Below are 16,174 nucleotides of genomic sequence, written 5' to 3'. Positions count from 1 at the left end.
GGTGTATGGCGCTGTGCTACTTGCTGCCGGTTGTGATGAACATGGAGGCATCCTGCTTCATGAAAAGCTGCTGACCTTCATGGAACGTTCTGACAGCACTCGGCGTAAAGCCTGCTTCCAAAAGCAGACCGCGCATTTCTTCGTGTGCAAATCCGTTATGCAGTTTTGGGTGGTAGACATTATGGTTCTTATCAAAATCGATGATCAGAAGTCTGCCGCCCGGATTCAAAGTTTTATACAGTGCTGACAACAGCACCTCAACTTCCGGTACATGGATCAGGACGAGTGAGATGATGATGACATCCACTTCAATATCCGCCTGTTCCCGAGTCAGATCCAGATGGATTGCCTCCACATGTTCAAGCCCCTCATCAGTGATCTTGGTCTTCACAATCTGCACCATCTGGTCCGATGCATCAGCAAGCGTCGTCCGGTCGAACATATCTGTGAGCTGCAGGCCGACAAGCCCGGTGCCGCAGCCGTAATCGAGCATCGAGTGATACTCGTGTCCTGCGAGCTCCCGCCTGAATTCATTCGCAATGACATCGGCGAGCGCCTTCCGATCTTCTGTATCATAGCGCTTTGCCATGCTGTCGAATATATTGTCCGTCATTTTTGCACATCCCCTTCCGTATAGCTTCCTTTATATAGAATGTACCATAGACGCCCCACTTTATAACATTGATACAATTGATTGGACTTCAAATAAAAAGAGCCGGGCAGCTGCCCGGCTCGATCTTATGCTCAGAACATATTTATTGCACTGCCTTCAAGTGTCCATAAGGAAAGATCGAAATACATATGTCCTCTGATTTCAATCGTGTCATCATTTTCTGCAGGAAAGTATCTGCTCGTCGCGACCGCTTCTCCGCCATTGATGAAGATTTCCACAGATGAACGATCCAGGAAAATCTGCAGCCCGGAAAGTGTATCAAGAGCGAAAGTACGCTGCTCGGAAGACGCGCCGTCAAAAGTTTTCCTCTGGACAGTGAACCGTCCATCCATATAGGAGATCTTCAGGTCGTTCCTGATCTCCATTTCGAACCTGCCATCGACCGGACGGTTGAATTTCAGAAGTATTTCACTCGATGGTGCAGCGACTTCACGGAATGCCACGTCTTTCTCCAACGCCAGCTGGGAGTAGTGCTTTCTTTTTCCGCGCAGCTGCCTGAGCTCGGCAACCGGTTGCTGCACCAGTACACCATCTCTCATTTCGAGTGTGCGTGGAATGGTCAATGCATGGATCCAGTTGTTCCGGATTGTCGGCTGGTCCTGTTCCTGGTCATCCGTCATTCCCATCCAGCCGATCAGAATTCTGCGTCCGTCATCATCCGTAAATGTCTGTGGTGCGTAGAAATCGAATCCCCTGTCCAGTTCCACAAAATCACCATGTGTATACGTGTTGGCCACTGAGTCGAAATCTCCCACGAAGTAGCCGGCCTGGAACAGGTTGGGATAGTCATCTCCCTCTGCTTCCAGCCCTTGCGGACAGACGATCAGAATGTCTTTGCTATCAAGCGTGAAGAGGTCCGGGCACTCCCACATATAGCCGAAGTCCGGAAGTCCATTCATCCCACTGCCTGCAATTGGCCCAATAAATTCCCAGTCCGTGAGGTCGTTTGAGCTTGCGAGGACCGCTTCCCCTCTGCCCTGCATATTCTGGGCTCCGAGGATCATCAGCCAGCGGTCGCCTTCTTTCCACACTTTCGGATCCCTGAAATGGGGGGTGTAGCCATCCGGCAGATGCAGTACCGGACCTTTCTTCTCAAAGTCCACACCGTCCTCTGAGACTGCCAGACACTGATACGTGGATCTTCTATCGCCTTCATCCTTCACATTGCCGGTGTAGAAAAGATGCATCCTGCCATCGTGCATGACGGCGCTGCCGGAATAGCAGCCATTCTTGTCATACCACGCATCCGGAATGAGGGCCGCAGGCTCAAGTGTCCAATTGATCAGATCTGCCGACACATAGTGCCCCCAGGCCTTCTTTCCATGGGCTGTTTCAAAAGGATTCCACTGGAAGAAGACATGGTATATGCCCTGGTGATGGATCAGTCCATTGGGATCATTCAGAAGGCCTGCAGGCGGCATCAGATGATAGTCCAGCCGATGCGGATCCGCTTCAACCAAGCGCCTGTTATCCTCAACCTTTTCATCAATATGCTTCTGGAACGCGCTTTTTTGAAACATTTCAAAACTCCCTCTACTCTTCTGTGATTTTTTCGGCTTCTTTATCACTATACCCGAACATCCATGTCAGAACGAATGCCACAGCAATCGCCACCAGATTGACCAGGATGTACATGAAGATCTGTTCATTCAGATAGAGCAGCGTACCCGGGATGACGGTGATCGCCATGCCGGTGCCAGCGAGCCCTGATATGGAGGCGACGAAACCACCAGCTGCACCGCCGATGAGACCGGCAATGAACGGTTTGACGTAGCGCAGATTGACACCGAATATTGCCGGTTCGGTAATACCGAGGAATGCTGAAAATGAAGATGGCAGCGCCAGTGCTTTCAGCTTCTTCGATTTCGTCTTCAGACCGACCGCAAGTGTTGCCCCACCCTGTGCCGCAACAGCGGCGGTAACGATTGCGTTGTAAGGGTTCGCCCCGAGTTCATCAAGCAGCTGTATTTCAAGCAGGTTGAAGATATGATGGACGCCCGTGATGACGATGATCTGGTTCAGTCCACCGATCAGAATGCCACTGAGCCCGAACGGCCATGCGAGTATGGCTAATGTCGCTTCCAGTATGACCCCTTCCAGCGCATGGAAGATCGGGCCGATCAGGAAGAGTGCCAGCGTGATCATGACCAGCAGTGTCAGAAATGGCGTCACAATCAGGTCAAGCGCCTCCGGCGTCCGCTTCCGGATGAAGCGTTCCACTTTGGCACCGATGATACCGGCGATGAAGGCCGGCAGCACGGAGGCCTGATAGCCGACGACCGGAATGAAGCCTGCGAACATGATCGGCTCCACGCCACCTCCAGCCACATCCCATGCATTCGGCAGTGCAGGACTGACGAGCATCAGACCGAGCACCAGACCGATGATCGGTGTGCCGCCGAAGACGCGGAATGTCGACCAGGCGACCAGTGCCGGCAGGAAGATGAACGCCGTATCCGTCAGTATCTGGGTGAACAGCAGGAAATTCTCGGAAATATCTTCCGGTGCCAGGCCGAAAATTTCCAGGATCTGCTCCTGAACGACGAGTCCACGCAGACCCATGAACAGACCTGTAGCGACGAGAATCGGAATGATCGGCACGAAGACATCACCGAACGAGCGGATGGCACGCTGGATGACATTGCCCTTCTTGACGCCTTCCTTTTTCGCTTCGCTTTTGGTTGATCCTTCAAAACCGAATTTGAGCATCTCTTCGTGGATCCGGTTGACCGTACCCGTTCCAAGAATGACCTGGTACTGGCCGGAATTGTAGAATGCCCCCTTCACCTTATCAATATTCTCGATACCTTCCTGATCGATCTTGCTTCTATCATCTATGATCAGACGCAACCGTGTGGCGCAATGTGCGACGGAGGAAATGTTCTCTTCTCCCCCTACTGCCTCGATGATCTCCTTGGCAATCCTTTTGTTCTCCGACATTTTCAACACTCCTTTTACTAAATAGTCTGAATTAGGGAATCGATTCCACATTTGTGCAGAAAAAAATGAAAACGAATGATTACGCTTTCATCCTCACCTTACTATAAACTATCTCTCTCAACGAGGTTAAAGTCAAGTACTTTTTTATCAGAAAACTCTTTTTCATCCTGCAGCACCTGCAGCATGACAAGGGCCGATTCCCGCCCCGCCTGTGCATGCGCGTACTCGATCGTCGTCAGTGCGGGGTCTATGAAATGCGAAGTTTCAGACGCGCCGATGCCGACTACAGCAATATCACCCGGAATATCAAACCCATGACGCTTCAAGTACTTCCAGGCACCGAGCCCCATCCGGTCCGTCGCTGCAAACACTGCGTCGAGACGTTCATATGATGCAAGCATCATGCGTTCCATCGCTGCATAGCCGGAATCGATCGAGAAGTCGCCTTTTTGTACCCATGCGTCCTCCATATGAAGTCCATGCGCTGCCATCGCATCAGTGTAGCCCTGTTTCCTCAAAATCCCGACTGAACGGTCCTCTTCATCCACTCCGATGTAGCCGATATGCCTGCGCCCTTTCTCGATCATCAGCTGTGTCATATGGCGCGCGGCAGCATAATCATCGAAGATGATGGACGGCACATCATGAATCTCCTGACCGACCACGACAACCGGTACTTTGGAATCTTTGATCTCATCCACCAGTTCCTGGCTCGTATTCGTCGCAATCAGAATGATGCCGTCCACCTGCCGGTTCTGCAGCAGCCTCAAGTGCTCGATCTCCTTCTCCCTGTCGAGGTTCGTACTCGTCAGGAGAATCTGGTAGCCCTGTGCCTCGAAGACTTCCGTCATGCCATCTACTGTTCTCGATGACGTATCCGTGCTGATCTTCGGCAGGATGACACCGATGATTTTCGTCTGCTTTGTCCTCAGCGACTTGGCATGCTGGCTTGGCACGAAACCAGTTTCAGCGATGGCATCCATCACCCTTTTTCTGGCCTTTTCACTGATGTACCCTGAATTATTGATCACCCTGGACACAGTGGTTCTTGAAACACCTGCCAGCTTCGCTATATCGTTGATGGTTATCATCGGACCTCACCTGCGCTTCTATTTACTAATATCTATGATGCTTTGACTATATCAGATTTGGAGGCATTATAGTATACGCCGGCGCTGTCTTGTGAGTGATCATTCTGCTATTTCTTCGGCCAATTCCCTCCTGTCTCTTCTCCTCCTTCCATCCCGTGCCGATACAATGGCATTGGGAATCACTGCAACGATACCCGTCACAACCCCAGAGACCAGGCGATGGGATTCGTGCACCATGGAAGTGGTGTAGCCGCCGATGAAGATGAAAATGAATGTTGTGATCATAGCAATCAGTCTGTACATGATATCACTCCTTTCTATTCCATCTCATCCAGCAACTTTACGATCTGCTGTCTTGCTGCATGCCCTTCCTTGATCGGGTATAAGGGAAAAATGTGGTTCATCCATGGATACTCATAGTATACATGTTCAGCGTGTGCCTCTTTGAGCAGGGATGCAAACTTTCTTGCATCCGGCAGACAGATCTCCCGTGTGCCTGCAAACAGGCCGATCTTCGGCAGCCCTGTCAGATCTCCATACATCGGCGAAAGCCTGTAGTCCAATGGATCTGCATCACCTGACCACGCTCGTCCGACATCCTTTAGACTCGACACATCAAGCATCGGATCAAGCGCATCATAAACGTTGACTTCCGGGTTATCGACTGTAATATCGAGCCAAGGAGAGATCAGGACCAGTAGTTTCGGCAATGGATGTCCATTTGATCTGAGCCACTGGCTAAGGCCGAGCGCCAGACCACCACCCGCAGAATCTCCCATGAGCGCCAGACCTTCGGGATGGTCTTCAATGAGATCCAAGTACAAGTCGGACACCGCCTGATAGGCATCTTTGAATGTATACTCAGGCGTTTTCGGGTAGATCGGCACGATGAACGCCATACCGGTATCCTGGACCATGCGGTCTACGAAGAGCCAGTGAAACAGTGAGGGTTGGTTGATATATCCACCGCCATGCAAGTAAAATACACTGCGTTCCGACATCTCTCCCTCTGGACGAACCTTGAACACTTTCATCCCGTCCTTATAGAATGCTTCCACCTCAGAATTCATAAGTCCCGCTGCAACTTTATGTTCTTTTCGATTCTCTCCAATCTTACTATTTGTCCGCTTCTGATCCAATGGTTCAGCACCGGAATTGACGATTCTGATGAGATCCTCTGCCACCCTGCTGCCGATACTTCCATTATGTAGACGGATGACATGCAAGGCATAGAGCATCGCGCCGGCACCGGCTGCCGAAACGAGGACTGCTGATGCTTTTAGAATTCTGTTCATGTCACCCACCCCTTTCTTTCTCATACCTTCTTATCATAAAAATAAAACTAAATATGGATCTGGCCAGCCAGGAAGTCGAGCTGATACTTCCTGAATTTTCAATCATCATATATGGAAGCGGCGTCCGAGCTGCCCGGTCACTTCTTTGATGATATCATCAAGTGTCACATCCTCATTCATATGCGCGCCGATGTTTGCGACGGAAAAGAAATCCCTCAAGGTCATGGACGGGAATTGCTGCCGCAGACTGATCGGTAGTGCGATCGCAACTTTTCCTTCCTTCTACCCTATGAATGATGACTTTAAATAGAGAAAACGATGGAAGCATCTCATAGGGTCATCAAAAGTGCCATAAAAATAAAAAAGACATCCAATGCCTTGAATGTCTTTCCACCTTGAAGTTGAGGACAATCGTTTACTGATCGTATTCAATCTGTTCCTCGATTGTCCCTTCATCATCATGAATGATTGCTTTGGAGCCCGCTTCCTCTGCTCTCTTCTTCGCCTCATCCACAGCTTCATTCTTATTATCCGTTGTATAGACCGGATCGTCCTTACCTTCTTCTTTCACTGCCCATCTCTTATCCTCACCTGGCACCACGTGGTAGCGTGCATCACTCGTGCCTTCTCTTTTTTCGAAGTAGTTCCCACGATTATCATTATTCTGATCTGCCATTCTACCCCTCCTAAGCATTATCTTGAATACGATTATACTTTACCTCAAGGGGTGTGAAGCTAAACACTGATGACAGACCTGCCGACAAGTATCTCAAGATCGATGGTCACCGGTCTTTCTTCTGAAATGAAATCATCCAGCTCGCCCGCTTCATGGTTCCACGCGAGCGGCGACATATGGATCAGATTCGCGAGGGCCGCACGATCAAGCATCACCTTTTCTTTTACTTGAACACGTTCCAGCACTTCGAAGTTCTCATCGAACAGCGAGACTGTACCCGCATTATCATATTCGGCCTTATCCGTATCCCGGTACAGTGCTTCACGCAGTTCTCCCAAGTAGCCGGACTGTGGTACAACTTTGATGACGACACCGTCCGGTTTGATCACCCGGCTGAATTCACTGTAGTTGGCAGGTGACAGGATGTTCAGGATGACATCACAGCTACTGTCTTTCAGCGGAAGGTTCGCCAGATCCCCAACAAACCAGATTGAGTCGGGATAGTTTTTAGCTGCCATCAGAATGCCTTCCTTGGCAATGTCGATACCGAAGCCGAGGTGTTTCCCCTCAACTCCTGCCAGTATCCGTTCCATATGAGATCCTTCCCCACTGCCTGCATCGAGTACGGTCATATCATCGGTGCCGAGGTGATGTATGATATCCACAACCACTCCATGCATCCTACTATAAAAGCCGCTCTCCAGAATGAAGTCCCGTCGGTTCTTAAACAGTGTCTGATCGTACTGCGTAGTCACCCGCTTATTCAGCATATTGACATAGCCCTGCTTGGCAAAGTCGAATGCATGACTATTACTGCACACGAGGCTTGCCAACGTTTCGACATGCATCTCCCCGCCACATATAGGACAGCGGATCAGTGCTGCATGCTCACTGACCTGCGCGGCACTCTTTTCTTTCTTCTTCATCATATTCCTCCAGTTGCGTCACTCATCTTTTCTTAATAATAGAGGATGTGATACCTTCCATCAATTCTTTGAAGCAGAATGTTTGAAACTGTGTCCGTGCTGCTCTACACTTCAATTAATCGTGCACGATTGAAAGTGGGTGAATGATTTGCAGACAGATCATATCAGACTGGCCAACCAGCTCTGCTTTTCGGTCTACAATACGAGTCGGCTCTTTACGAAATTCTACCAGCGCGCACTTTCGGATTTCGGATTGACCTATTCGCAATATCTGGTGCTGATGGCACTGTGGGAGGAAGATGGGCAGACGCTGCACCAGATTGGAGATGCCCTTTATTTGGAAAGCAATACGCTGACACCCCTGCTCCGCCGGATGGAGGACGCCGGCTGGCTGACGCGTGAAAAATCCGCTCATGACAGACGGCAGCTGACGGTCCATCTGACTGCTGAAGGTCAGGAATCGCAAGGACCGATCCAGCAGGCGATTGCCGAATGCATCGGCAAGGAACACCTCGATATCGACCAGTACAACGACACACAGGAAACGATCAGCCAGCTTGAGACGGCACTCAGAACTTTATTGACGGATGAATCAAAAATGGAGGAATGACAGCAATGGCAAATTATGATTATGATGTTACATTCATCGGAAGTGGCCATGCGGCATGGCATGCAGCATTGACACTCAGACAGGCAGGAAAAAGTGTTGCAATCATCGAGAAAGATACAATCGCAGGCACATGTACGAATTACGGCTGCAACCCGAAGATTCTCCTCGAAGGACCATTTGAAGTACTTGAGGAACTGGGACACTATAAAGGCATTCTCAGTCAGGATGTCACGGTCGACTGGCCGTCACTCATGGAGTATAAGAAGCAGGTCATCAATCCGATGTCTGACGGCATGCAGCAGATGATGGAACATGCCGGCATCGACATCCATATGGGATACGGCAAGCTGCAGGATGCCCATACGATTGAAGTCGATGGCAAGACATTGACTTCAGATAATATCGTCGTCGCAACCGGCCAGCACAGTAATGTACTGGATATTACAGGCAAGGAATACACGCATACGAGCCGTGAGTTCATGGATCTTGAAGAGATGCCTAAGCGCATTACATTCATCGGTGGCGGCATCATTACGTTCGAATTTGCTTCCATCGCCATCAAGACAGGTGCCGAGGTACACATCATCAACCACTCGGACGAATATCTGGAAGGCTTCCACACAGGACACGTCGACAAACTGATGAACAAGCTGAAAGTGGAAGGTGTCCAGTTCCATTCCAATGAAAGTACAACTGAGATTGTCAAAAATGAAACGGACTATACGCTCAAGACCGAATCCGGGTTGAATATGGGTACGGACTATATCGTCGATGCGACAGGTCGCGTGCCGAATGTGGCTGGCATTGGGCTTGAGAATGCGGGGGTCCGCTATTCCAAGAAGGGTGTCGAAGTCGACAGCTTCCTGCGCACTGCGCAAACGAATATTTATGCCAGTGGTGATGTGCTCGATAAGGACATCCCGAAACTGACACCGACAGCGACGTTCGAATCGGATTATATCGCAGCACATATCCTCGGTATGAATCCGGACCCGATCGAGTACCCTGCCATCCCGATGGTACTCTATACGCTCCCACGACTTTCTTCCATTGGTGTCACCGTAGCTGAGGCGGAAGAAGATGACAACTACACTGTGAAGACGGTGAAGTTCGGTGAACGCATGGTGTTCGAATATAAGAATGAGACAGAAGCGGAAATGGACATCGTCCTCAATCAGAACAAGCAGCTCGTTGGCGTTGAAATCTACGGCAATGATGCAGCAGACCTCGTCAATGTGTTGACATTCGCTGTCAACCAGCAGATTACAGTGCAAAATCTTTCCAGCATGATTTTTGCTTTCCCGAGCCCATCCAGCGGCGTTCTCGATCTTCTTAAGTTTGAGATGCTCTAGGAATGGTATATAATTCATATGTATCAAATACTAAATGACAAAGCGAGGCAACAGATATGCAGAAATTGACAGACACATTCACATTAACCAATGGTGTTGAAATTCCATGTGTCGGTTTTGGAACTTGGCAGACACCAGATGGAGAGACGGCAGTAAACTCGGTAAAGAAAGCCATCGAATCCGGCTATCGCCATATCGATACAGCCGCAGCATATAAAAATGAAGGCAGCGTCGGCAAAGCGATCAAGGAATCCGGCGTCGCCCGTGAGGATCTTTTCATCACAAGCAAACTGTGGAATTCAGAGCGTGGCTATGACAAGACGAAAGCCGCTTTCGAACAGACGTTGAAAGAACTCGATACAGACTATCTCGACCTCTACCTCATCCACTGGCCGGCGAACCAGAAGCAGTTCGACAACTGGGAAGAGATCAACAATGAAACGTGGAAAGCCATGACCGAGCTCTACGAAGCAGGCAAAGTCAAAGCCATCGGTGTATCCAACTTCATGACAAACCACCTGGAGCCACTTCTTGAAACTGAAGTGAAACCGATGGTCAACCAGATTGAATACCACCCAGGCCACACCCAGAACGGTGTCGTCGACCTGTGCAAACAGTATGACATCCTTGTTGAAGCATGGAGTCCGATCGGATCCGGCCGCCTGCTTGAAGATGAGTCACTTAAAGAAATTGCTCAGAAATACGACAAATCAGTCGCACAGCTGTGCATCAGATATGTACTGCAGAACGGCGCACTGCCATTGCCGAAATCCGTCACACCGGAAAGAATCGAAGAAAATACGCACGTGTTCGACTTCGAAATCTCCGATGAAGACATGAAGCAGATGGATGCAATGGAGAATGTCGGCTTCTCCGGCATGAATCCGAACGAAGTGGATTTCTAAAGCTGGACGAAAATGAAAAGAGTCTTTGAAGAGATACTGCACCCCGAAGGTTAGAGTTGAAACTCTAACTTTCAGGGTGTTTTTTAATGAGAAAGTACAGTGGTGGGTTCAAGCTCGAGATCGTGGGCGGGGATGGGAAATTTATGAAGAGAACACAGGGCAGACGGCTCAAAGCACACAGCAGTTTCATTATATTTTCGGCAAGTGTCAATTGAGTATTTTTACATCTGGCGGAAATGATATACTTGTATAAACAAACGTTCGACACGGAGGTGATTGTCATGCAGATCATCATTTCACATGTGAATACCGACTTCGACGCGCTTGCTTCCCTGATAGCGGCAAATAAGCTCTATCCGAAGGCGAAGATTGTCATACCCAATGAGCAGACGGCACCTGTAAGACAGTTCCTGGCGATCTACCGGGATAGTTTCGACTGGATTGAAGATACGCTTGTCGACTGGTCTGAAGTGACTGACCTCATTCTGGTGGATGTCGCCTCTTTATCAAGACTCGGCAACTACACGGATCAGCTCGATGCAGAGCAGATGACCATCACCGTCTACGACCACCACACTCCGAGCGGAAACAATGTGAAAAGCGACTACGAAGTCATCGAGCCGGTAGGTGCAACAGTGACACTGCTGCTGGAAGAAATCATAAAAAGAAAAATACCAATATCTCCACTTGAAGCCACACTTTTCGGTCTGGGCATCTATACAGATACAGGCGCTTTTACATTCCCGAACACCACCCACCGGGAGTTTATGGTGGCCGGTTTTCTGCTGGAGCAGAATATGAATCTGGAAGTGATCCAGCGATTCTCCGATTATAAATTGAATCCCGAACAGCAGCATCTGCTGACCCGATTGTTCAGCGGGGCGAAAACATATGAGAAGGATGGACTGATAGTAATCGTCAGTGCGCATCAGATTGATGAGTTTTTGATAGAACTCGCAACAATCACCGACAAACTGCTGGAGATCAGCGGTGCAGATGCTGTGCTCACAGTGGTAAAGATGGAGAAACATGTCCACATCGTCGGACGCGGGCGTTCCAACAGGATCGACCTGCGTCCGATATTGGAGCAGTTTGACGGCGGCGGTCATCCGCGGGCAGGCTCTGCAACAGTAAGAAGAAGTGAACTGGATGATGTATTGGCAGAGGTGGACAGCCGCCTTGACCTTATTTTGAAAACGGCGGTCACTGCCCGGGATATCATGTCGAGCCCAGTGGCAACGCTTGCGCCTGAAAGCAAGATCGAAGCGGCCGGCCACTTGATGGACCGCGGGGGCTACTCGGGCTGTCCTGTAGTTGAAGATGGCAGGCTTATCGGGATCATTGCAAGACGGGATCTCGAGAAGGCGAATCAGCATGGTTTAGGCCATGCCCCCATCAAAGCCTTTATGAGCCACGATCCGATTACAGTCGAGCCCGGGACGACCATCGAGGAAGTGGAGGAATTGATCATCACCCATAACATCGGCCGGCTGCCTGTGATGGCAGACGGACAGCTGATCGGTATTGTGACACGGACGGATATTATAGAAGTCCTGCACAGTTGAATCATACTTCATCTTTTTATACCATCGGCATATGCTGCTGGTGCCGCCGACACCTCCGCGATAAAACCGGGAGGCATTCGACTGAATGATTATTCAGCCGATAAGTTATATAATGGAGCATGTATACATTTTAGGAAGAGAGGGATATTTATGCGTTTTGAGACAAAAGCCGTCCATGCCGGACGCCAGGTCGATCCGGTCACAGGGGCGGTCACGACCCCGATTCACCTTTCCACTACATACGAGAGGGCCGAGGATGGCACCTATACGGACGGCTTCATGTACAGCCGCGGGGACAATCCGAACCGTCGCTCACTGGAAGCGTGCCTCACCGAATTGGAAGATGGTCATGACTGTGTGACATACGCTTCTGGAATGGCAGCGATCGCCTCGGTGATCGAAGCCCTCCCCCCTGAGAAACCCCAGCGCATCGTCATGGCGGATGATATGTATTTCGGCGTCCGTACACTGCTCGCCGAGACGGACATCGGCCGACGGTATGACATCGTCACGGTGGATATGACCGATCTCGAGGCTCTCAGGGAAATGGTCGAAAGTGCAGATACCGGCCTGATCTGGATGGAGAGCCCGTCCAATCCCCAGATCAAGATCACCGATATTGAAGCCGTCGTGGACATCGCCGCTGCAGCAGGCGCCTACACTGTCATCGACAACACGGCCGCAACACCGATGCTGCAGAGCCCGCTTGCACTCGGCGTCGACTTTTCGCTGCATTCAGTGACCAAATATATCGGCGGCCACAGCGACCTGCTCCTCGGTGCCGTCGTCGCAAAGGACGATACGCAGATGCTGAACAACTTGAGGAACTGGCAGCATGCCAAAGGGGCCGTGCCGTCATCATTCGACTGCTGGCTTGCCTTAAGGGGCGTACAGAGCCTGTCCGCAAGAATGCGGGTGCACTGTGCCAACGCAAAAGCCATTGCAGAATTTCTGGCACAGCATGACAGGGTCGAAGCCGTCCATTATCCAGGACTGCCGAGCCATCCAAGCCATGACATCGCCAAAAGGCAGATGAGCGACTTCGGCGGACTGCTGTCGTTCCAGGTCAAAGGCGGAGAAAAAGAGGCACTGAAAGTCGCCAATACAGTGGAGATCCTGACACAGGCAACCAGTCTCGGAGGCACACACAGCTACATCGAACACCGTGCCTCTGTAGAAAAGGAACTGACACGGGCACCAGAGAACCTGCTCCGCGTCTCCGTCGGCATCGAAAATGTGGACGATCTGAAGGAGGACCTGGACCAGGCCCTGTCGAGGATATAACCAAAAACGATGCCGACGAAGTATCAATAGAAAATGCCGCATGGAATTCATCTTCCGTGCGGCATTTCCACTTACTGATGGGGCTCGTCCATCAAGTTGTACCCCGCAATCCCCCGTCAGCGCCACTCTTCTCTAATATTCTCATTAGTCACGAAAGAATTGTCCTTCATATCCAAAGCCATCTTATTTTCATCATAATATTTCTTGCCATCGAACATGGCTTTTGGTTCTGTCCCATATATCTCGAACCCGAATGATTCGTAGAATGCCGTGGCTCTCGTATTTTCCGTCACGACTGCAAGATTTATAACCTCTATTCCTTTCAATTCTCTTACCCTGTCCAATAAGTGGCGCACTACCTCTTTTGCGATTCCTGTTCCCCTGTAGCTGCTTTTGCAGTACATCGCCACCAGCGACCCTTTATGCTTCGACTTCGGTTCTTGTGATCTGATGAAGGAAGCAGTGCATACAAGCCGCGTCTCATCAAAACCGCCTACAGTCAACTGGTTCTCTGAAGGCGCAATACGCTGTTCGAAATCCTCCAGTAACAATTCCGTTTCCCGCTCATATGTGGAACCGAAGGCACTTGGATCCGTCTTCAGTCCTTCCAGCCTCAACAACTGGTACTGCCCGGCGTCCTCTGCATCCAGTATTCTTATATTCATGATGATTCCTCCCCGCTTCTTTTTTCTATATATAGTGGATCAGCACTATTCGAATGGGTTTCAATCATACCATTTTAGGTAAACACAGTGTTGTTGCTGATCGTCTGAACTCTGTCCGCAGTCTGCATGATGATTATTTTCAGAACAGAGAGGTAAAAGATTGATAAGCATCATAAAGGAGGATAAAAATGAAACGTATTGAAGATATTGAAATCATTCCATTGAAAATGGAAGATGACGGCAGCATACCGAATAATCCGGATCTTCCGCTTCTGCTTTATAAGAATGTGTTTGAGGAAAGCGATGATATCCCAAATATCCTGAATACGAACGACTGGTCCGGAGATTGGCTCGGTTCCGTCCATCCTTTCCACCACTACCACAGCAACACCCATGAAGTGCTCGCAGTGAAAGCAGGCAGTGCCACGCTGCTGCTCGGTGGTGAACAGGGGGAAACGGTCGAAGCAGAGAAAGGGGATGTCATCATCCTCCCTGCCGGCTATGGGCATAAGCGGATTGATGCCAGCGACGATTATGCGAACTACGGCGCCTATCCGGGAGGTGTCGATTTTGATATGAACTATGGTAAAGCGGAAGAAAGACCTGAAAAGATTGAAAACATCAGACAGGTCCCTCTGCCCCAGTACGATCCGGTATTCGGTGAAAATGGACCGCTCTTCGACCACTGGAAGGGCTGATTCCATGAAAAACAACCGTACATCGATCGCGTGCGTGTTTAACTCTTTGAATATAAGAGAAGATATGGAAGAAGGTATTTAAATCAAAGAGGAGCTGTCTAAAAATGAAATATGATTTTGATCTGATTGTCGTCGGTACAGGGTCTGCTGCGACGACTGCTGCGATGAAGTGCAGGGATGCAGGATGGGAAGTGGCCATGATAGATTCACGTCCTTACGGCGGCACTTGTCCACTGAGAGGTTGCGACCCTAAAAAAGTACTTGTAGGGGCAGCAGAAATGATTGATGATACAGAAAGAATGAACGGCAAAGGCATCACTTCCGGCACGGCCATCAACTGGTCCGAACTGATGGATTTCAAACGCACCTTTACAGAACCCGTACCTGAAGGGAAAATAGAAAGTTTGAAAAAGGCAGGGATCCATACTTTTCATGGCCGGGCATCATTCATGGATGAAGAAACGATCCAAGTTGAGGATGATCAGCTCAAAGGAAAACACATTCTCATTGCGACTGGCGCAAAGCCGGTCGAGCTGCCCATTGAAGGAACCGAGCATCTGACATATAGTGACGAATTTCTGGAACTGGATGAGCTGCCCTCAAAACTGATCTTTGTAGGGGGCGGGTATATCTCGTTCGAGTTTGCGCATATCGCAGCCCGTGCGGGTGCCGAAGTGCACATCATCCAACGCGGTGAACGGCCACTGAAAAACTTTGAACCGGAGCTGGTCGACCTGCTGGTGAAAAGTTCTGAAGAGAACGGCATTCAGGTCCACTTGAATACAGAAGTGAAGTCCATTCGGAAGGCCGATGATTCCTTTACGGTCGAAGGCGAGAAAAATGGAGAACCCTTTGAACTGGAAGGTGACTGCGTCGTCCATGGTGCAGGCCGGGTCCCTGAAATCGATGACCTGGACCTTGAAAAAGGAAATGTGGACAGCGAGAAGAATGGCGTCTCCGTGAACGAGTATCTGCAAAGCGTCAGCAACCCGCGTGTATATGCAGCAGGAGATGCCGCAGCAACAAAAGGGCTGCCGCTAACCCCGATTGCCTCGATGGAATCCCAGGTCGTGGCTGCCAATCTACTGGATGGAAATCAGCAGAAACCAGACTATGAAGTGATGCCGAGTGTCGTATTTACACTACCAAAACTGTCTGCTGTCGGACTTTCGGAAGAAGCAGCCAGAGAACAAGGCTACAACATCAGGGTCAATAAAATTGATACTGCGGAATGGTATACGTACAAGCGGACGAATGAAAAGTACGCAATGGTTAAAATCATCATTGATGAAGATACCGATCAGGTGCTCGGCGCCCACCTGCTCAGTCGGGAAGCAGATGAACTGATCAACCACTTTGCCACTACGATCCACTTCAAATTAAAGACAGCGGATCTTAAACAGGTGACCTATGCGTACCCCACTGCCGCTTCTGATATTGGATCCATGCTCTAAAATAATTGAACCCGATCACTATATAGACCGCTGAACAATG

At 49.9% G+C, this 16,174-nt stretch carries 17 protein-coding genes; 8 read left to right on the top strand and 9 right to left on the bottom strand.

The window, feature by feature from the left end:
- Positions 1 to 16: 16 nt before the first annotated feature.
- The 8 genes from J4760_RS12270 to J4760_RS12235 form a co-directional block, all read right to left on the bottom strand.
- Positions 17 to 613 (bottom strand): class I SAM-dependent DNA methyltransferase, encoded by a 597-nt coding sequence (locus J4760_RS12270; RefSeq protein ID WP_237605909.1) that lies wholly within the window; start codon positions 611 to 613, stop codon positions 17 to 19.
- 131 nt (positions 614 to 744) lie between these two features.
- Entirely contained in the window at positions 745 to 2,193 is a 1,449-nt protein-coding gene (locus J4760_RS12265) for a glycoside hydrolase family 32 protein (RefSeq protein WP_237605908.1), read from the bottom strand.
- A gap of 13 nt (positions 2,194 to 2,206) precedes the next feature.
- Entirely contained in the window at positions 2,207 to 3,613 is a 1,407-nt protein-coding gene (locus J4760_RS12260) for a sucrose-specific PTS transporter subunit IIBC (protein WP_237605907.1), read from the bottom strand.
- 101 nt (positions 3,614 to 3,714) lie between these two features.
- Entirely contained in the window at positions 3,715 to 4,704 is a 990-nt protein-coding gene (locus tag J4760_RS12255) for a LacI family DNA-binding transcriptional regulator (RefSeq protein WP_237605906.1), read from the bottom strand.
- Between the two features lie 99 nt (positions 4,705 to 4,803).
- Positions 4,804 to 5,007, bottom strand: coding sequence for a hypothetical protein (locus J4760_RS12250; RefSeq protein ID WP_237605905.1), 204 nt, complete (start codon positions 5,005 to 5,007; stop codon positions 4,804 to 4,806).
- Positions 5,008 to 5,021: 14 nt separating this feature from the next.
- Positions 5,022 to 5,999: an alpha/beta hydrolase fold domain-containing protein gene (locus J4760_RS12245; RefSeq protein ID WP_237605904.1), complete on the bottom strand. Its 978-nt coding sequence runs from the start codon at positions 5,997 to 5,999 to the stop codon at positions 5,022 to 5,024.
- A 415-nt stretch (positions 6,000 to 6,414) separates the two neighbouring features.
- Positions 6,415 to 6,675 carry a DUF2188 domain-containing protein gene (locus J4760_RS12240; protein ID WP_237605903.1) on the bottom strand — a complete coding sequence of 87 codons (261 nt, stop codon included), beginning with the start codon at positions 6,673 to 6,675 and terminating at the stop codon, positions 6,415 to 6,417.
- Between the two features lie 59 nt (positions 6,676 to 6,734).
- Positions 6,735 to 7,601 carry a putative RNA methyltransferase gene (locus J4760_RS12235; RefSeq protein ID WP_237605902.1) on the bottom strand — a complete coding sequence of 289 codons (867 nt, stop codon included), beginning with the start codon at positions 7,599 to 7,601 and terminating at the stop codon, positions 6,735 to 6,737.
- A 148-nt stretch (positions 7,602 to 7,749) separates the two neighbouring features.
- On the opposite strand from J4760_RS12235, the gene J4760_RS12230 reads away from it, so the two are divergent.
- From J4760_RS12230 to J4760_RS12210, 6 genes are all read left to right on the top strand, one after another.
- The gene (locus J4760_RS12230) at positions 7,750 to 8,211 is read left to right on the top strand and encodes a MarR family transcriptional regulator (protein ID WP_145289011.1); all 462 of its coding nucleotides are present in this window, start codon (positions 7,750 to 7,752) and stop codon (positions 8,209 to 8,211) included.
- Positions 8,212 to 8,216: 5 nt separating this feature from the next.
- Complete coding sequence (locus J4760_RS12225) at positions 8,217 to 9,563, top strand: dihydrolipoyl dehydrogenase family protein (RefSeq protein ID WP_237605901.1); 1,347 nt, start codon at positions 8,217 to 8,219, stop codon at positions 9,561 to 9,563.
- A gap of 56 nt (positions 9,564 to 9,619) precedes the next feature.
- Positions 9,620 to 10,468 (top strand): aldo/keto reductase, encoded by an 849-nt coding sequence (locus J4760_RS12220; RefSeq protein ID WP_145288642.1) that lies wholly within the window; start codon positions 9,620 to 9,622, stop codon positions 10,466 to 10,468.
- Positions 10,469 to 10,554: 86 nt separating this feature from the next.
- Positions 10,555 to 10,683 (top strand): hypothetical protein, encoded by a 129-nt coding sequence (locus J4760_RS13280; protein WP_255695451.1) that lies wholly within the window; start codon positions 10,555 to 10,557, stop codon positions 10,681 to 10,683.
- A gap of 66 nt (positions 10,684 to 10,749) precedes the next feature.
- Positions 10,750 to 12,033, top strand: a complete 1,284-nt coding sequence (locus J4760_RS12215) for a CBS domain-containing protein (protein ID WP_237605900.1) — start codon at positions 10,750 to 10,752, stop codon at positions 12,031 to 12,033.
- Positions 12,034 to 12,183: 150 nt separating this feature from the next.
- Entirely contained in the window at positions 12,184 to 13,317 is a 1,134-nt protein-coding gene (locus tag J4760_RS12210) for a trans-sulfuration enzyme family protein (RefSeq protein WP_237605899.1), read from the top strand.
- 116 nt (positions 13,318 to 13,433) lie between these two features.
- Here the strand turns inward: J4760_RS12210 and J4760_RS12205 are convergent, their stop codons facing one another.
- A complete protein-coding gene (locus tag J4760_RS12205) occupies positions 13,434 to 13,982 on the bottom strand; it encodes a GNAT family N-acetyltransferase (protein ID WP_237605898.1) in 549 nt (182 codons plus the stop codon).
- Between the two features lie 188 nt (positions 13,983 to 14,170).
- Between J4760_RS12205 and J4760_RS12200 the strand changes: the two genes are divergently transcribed.
- Both J4760_RS12200 and J4760_RS12195 read left to right on the top strand, forming a co-directional pair.
- Positions 14,171 to 14,680: a cupin domain-containing protein gene (locus J4760_RS12200; RefSeq protein ID WP_237605897.1), complete on the top strand. Its 510-nt coding sequence runs from the start codon at positions 14,171 to 14,173 to the stop codon at positions 14,678 to 14,680.
- A gap of 104 nt (positions 14,681 to 14,784) precedes the next feature.
- Complete coding sequence (locus J4760_RS12195; RefSeq protein ID WP_237605896.1) at positions 14,785 to 16,134, top strand: dihydrolipoyl dehydrogenase family protein; 1,350 nt, start codon at positions 14,785 to 14,787, stop codon at positions 16,132 to 16,134.
- Positions 16,135 to 16,174: the final 40 nt, after the last annotated feature.

This window comes from Salinicoccus sp. ID82-1, assembly GCF_021991715.1.
Lineage (GTDB): Bacteria > Bacillota > Bacilli > Staphylococcales > Salinicoccaceae > Salinicoccus > Salinicoccus cyprini.
This window is presented reverse-complemented; position numbering and strand designations above follow the sequence as displayed.

Coding starts and splice junctions, on each gene's coding strand:
- J4760_RS12270 (WP_237605909.1), bottom strand. CDS start 613: ATGACGGACAATATATTCGACAGCATGGCAAAGCGCTATGATACAGAA.
- J4760_RS12265 (WP_237605908.1), bottom strand. CDS start 2,193: ATGTTTCAAAAAAGCGCGTTCCAGAAGCATATTGATGAAAAGGTTGAG.
- J4760_RS12260 (WP_237605907.1), bottom strand. CDS start 3,613: ATGTCGGAGAACAAAAGGATTGCCAAGGAGATCATCGAGGCAGTAGGG.
- J4760_RS12255 (WP_237605906.1), bottom strand. CDS start 4,704: ATGATAACCATCAACGATATAGCGAAGCTGGCAGGTGTTTCAAGAACC.
- J4760_RS12250 (WP_237605905.1), bottom strand. CDS start 5,007: ATGTACAGACTGATTGCTATGATCACAACATTCATTTTCATCTTCATC.
- J4760_RS12245 (WP_237605904.1), bottom strand. CDS start 5,999: ATGAACAGAATTCTAAAAGCATCAGCAGTCCTCGTTTCGGCAGCCGGT.
- J4760_RS12240 (WP_237605903.1), bottom strand. CDS start 6,675: ATGGCAGATCAGAATAATGATAATCGTGGGAACTACTTCGAAAAAAGA.
- J4760_RS12235 (WP_237605902.1), bottom strand. CDS start 7,601: ATGAAGAAGAAAGAAAAGAGTGCCGCGCAGGTCAGTGAGCATGCAGCA.
- J4760_RS12225 (WP_237605901.1), top strand. CDS start 8,217: ATGGCAAATTATGATTATGATGTTACATTCATCGGAAGTGGCCATGCG.
- J4760_RS12220 (WP_145288642.1), top strand. CDS start 9,620: ATGCAGAAATTGACAGACACATTCACATTAACCAATGGTGTTGAAATT.
- J4760_RS13280 (WP_255695451.1), top strand. CDS start 10,555: ATGAGAAAGTACAGTGGTGGGTTCAAGCTCGAGATCGTGGGCGGGGAT.
- J4760_RS12215 (WP_237605900.1), top strand. CDS start 10,750: ATGCAGATCATCATTTCACATGTGAATACCGACTTCGACGCGCTTGCT.
- J4760_RS12210 (WP_237605899.1), top strand. CDS start 12,184: ATGCGTTTTGAGACAAAAGCCGTCCATGCCGGACGCCAGGTCGATCCG.
- J4760_RS12205 (WP_237605898.1), bottom strand. CDS start 13,982: ATGAATATAAGAATACTGGATGCAGAGGACGCCGGGCAGTACCAGTTG.
- J4760_RS12200 (WP_237605897.1), top strand. CDS start 14,171: ATGAAACGTATTGAAGATATTGAAATCATTCCATTGAAAATGGAAGAT.
- J4760_RS12195 (WP_237605896.1), top strand. CDS start 14,785: ATGAAATATGATTTTGATCTGATTGTCGTCGGTACAGGGTCTGCTGCG.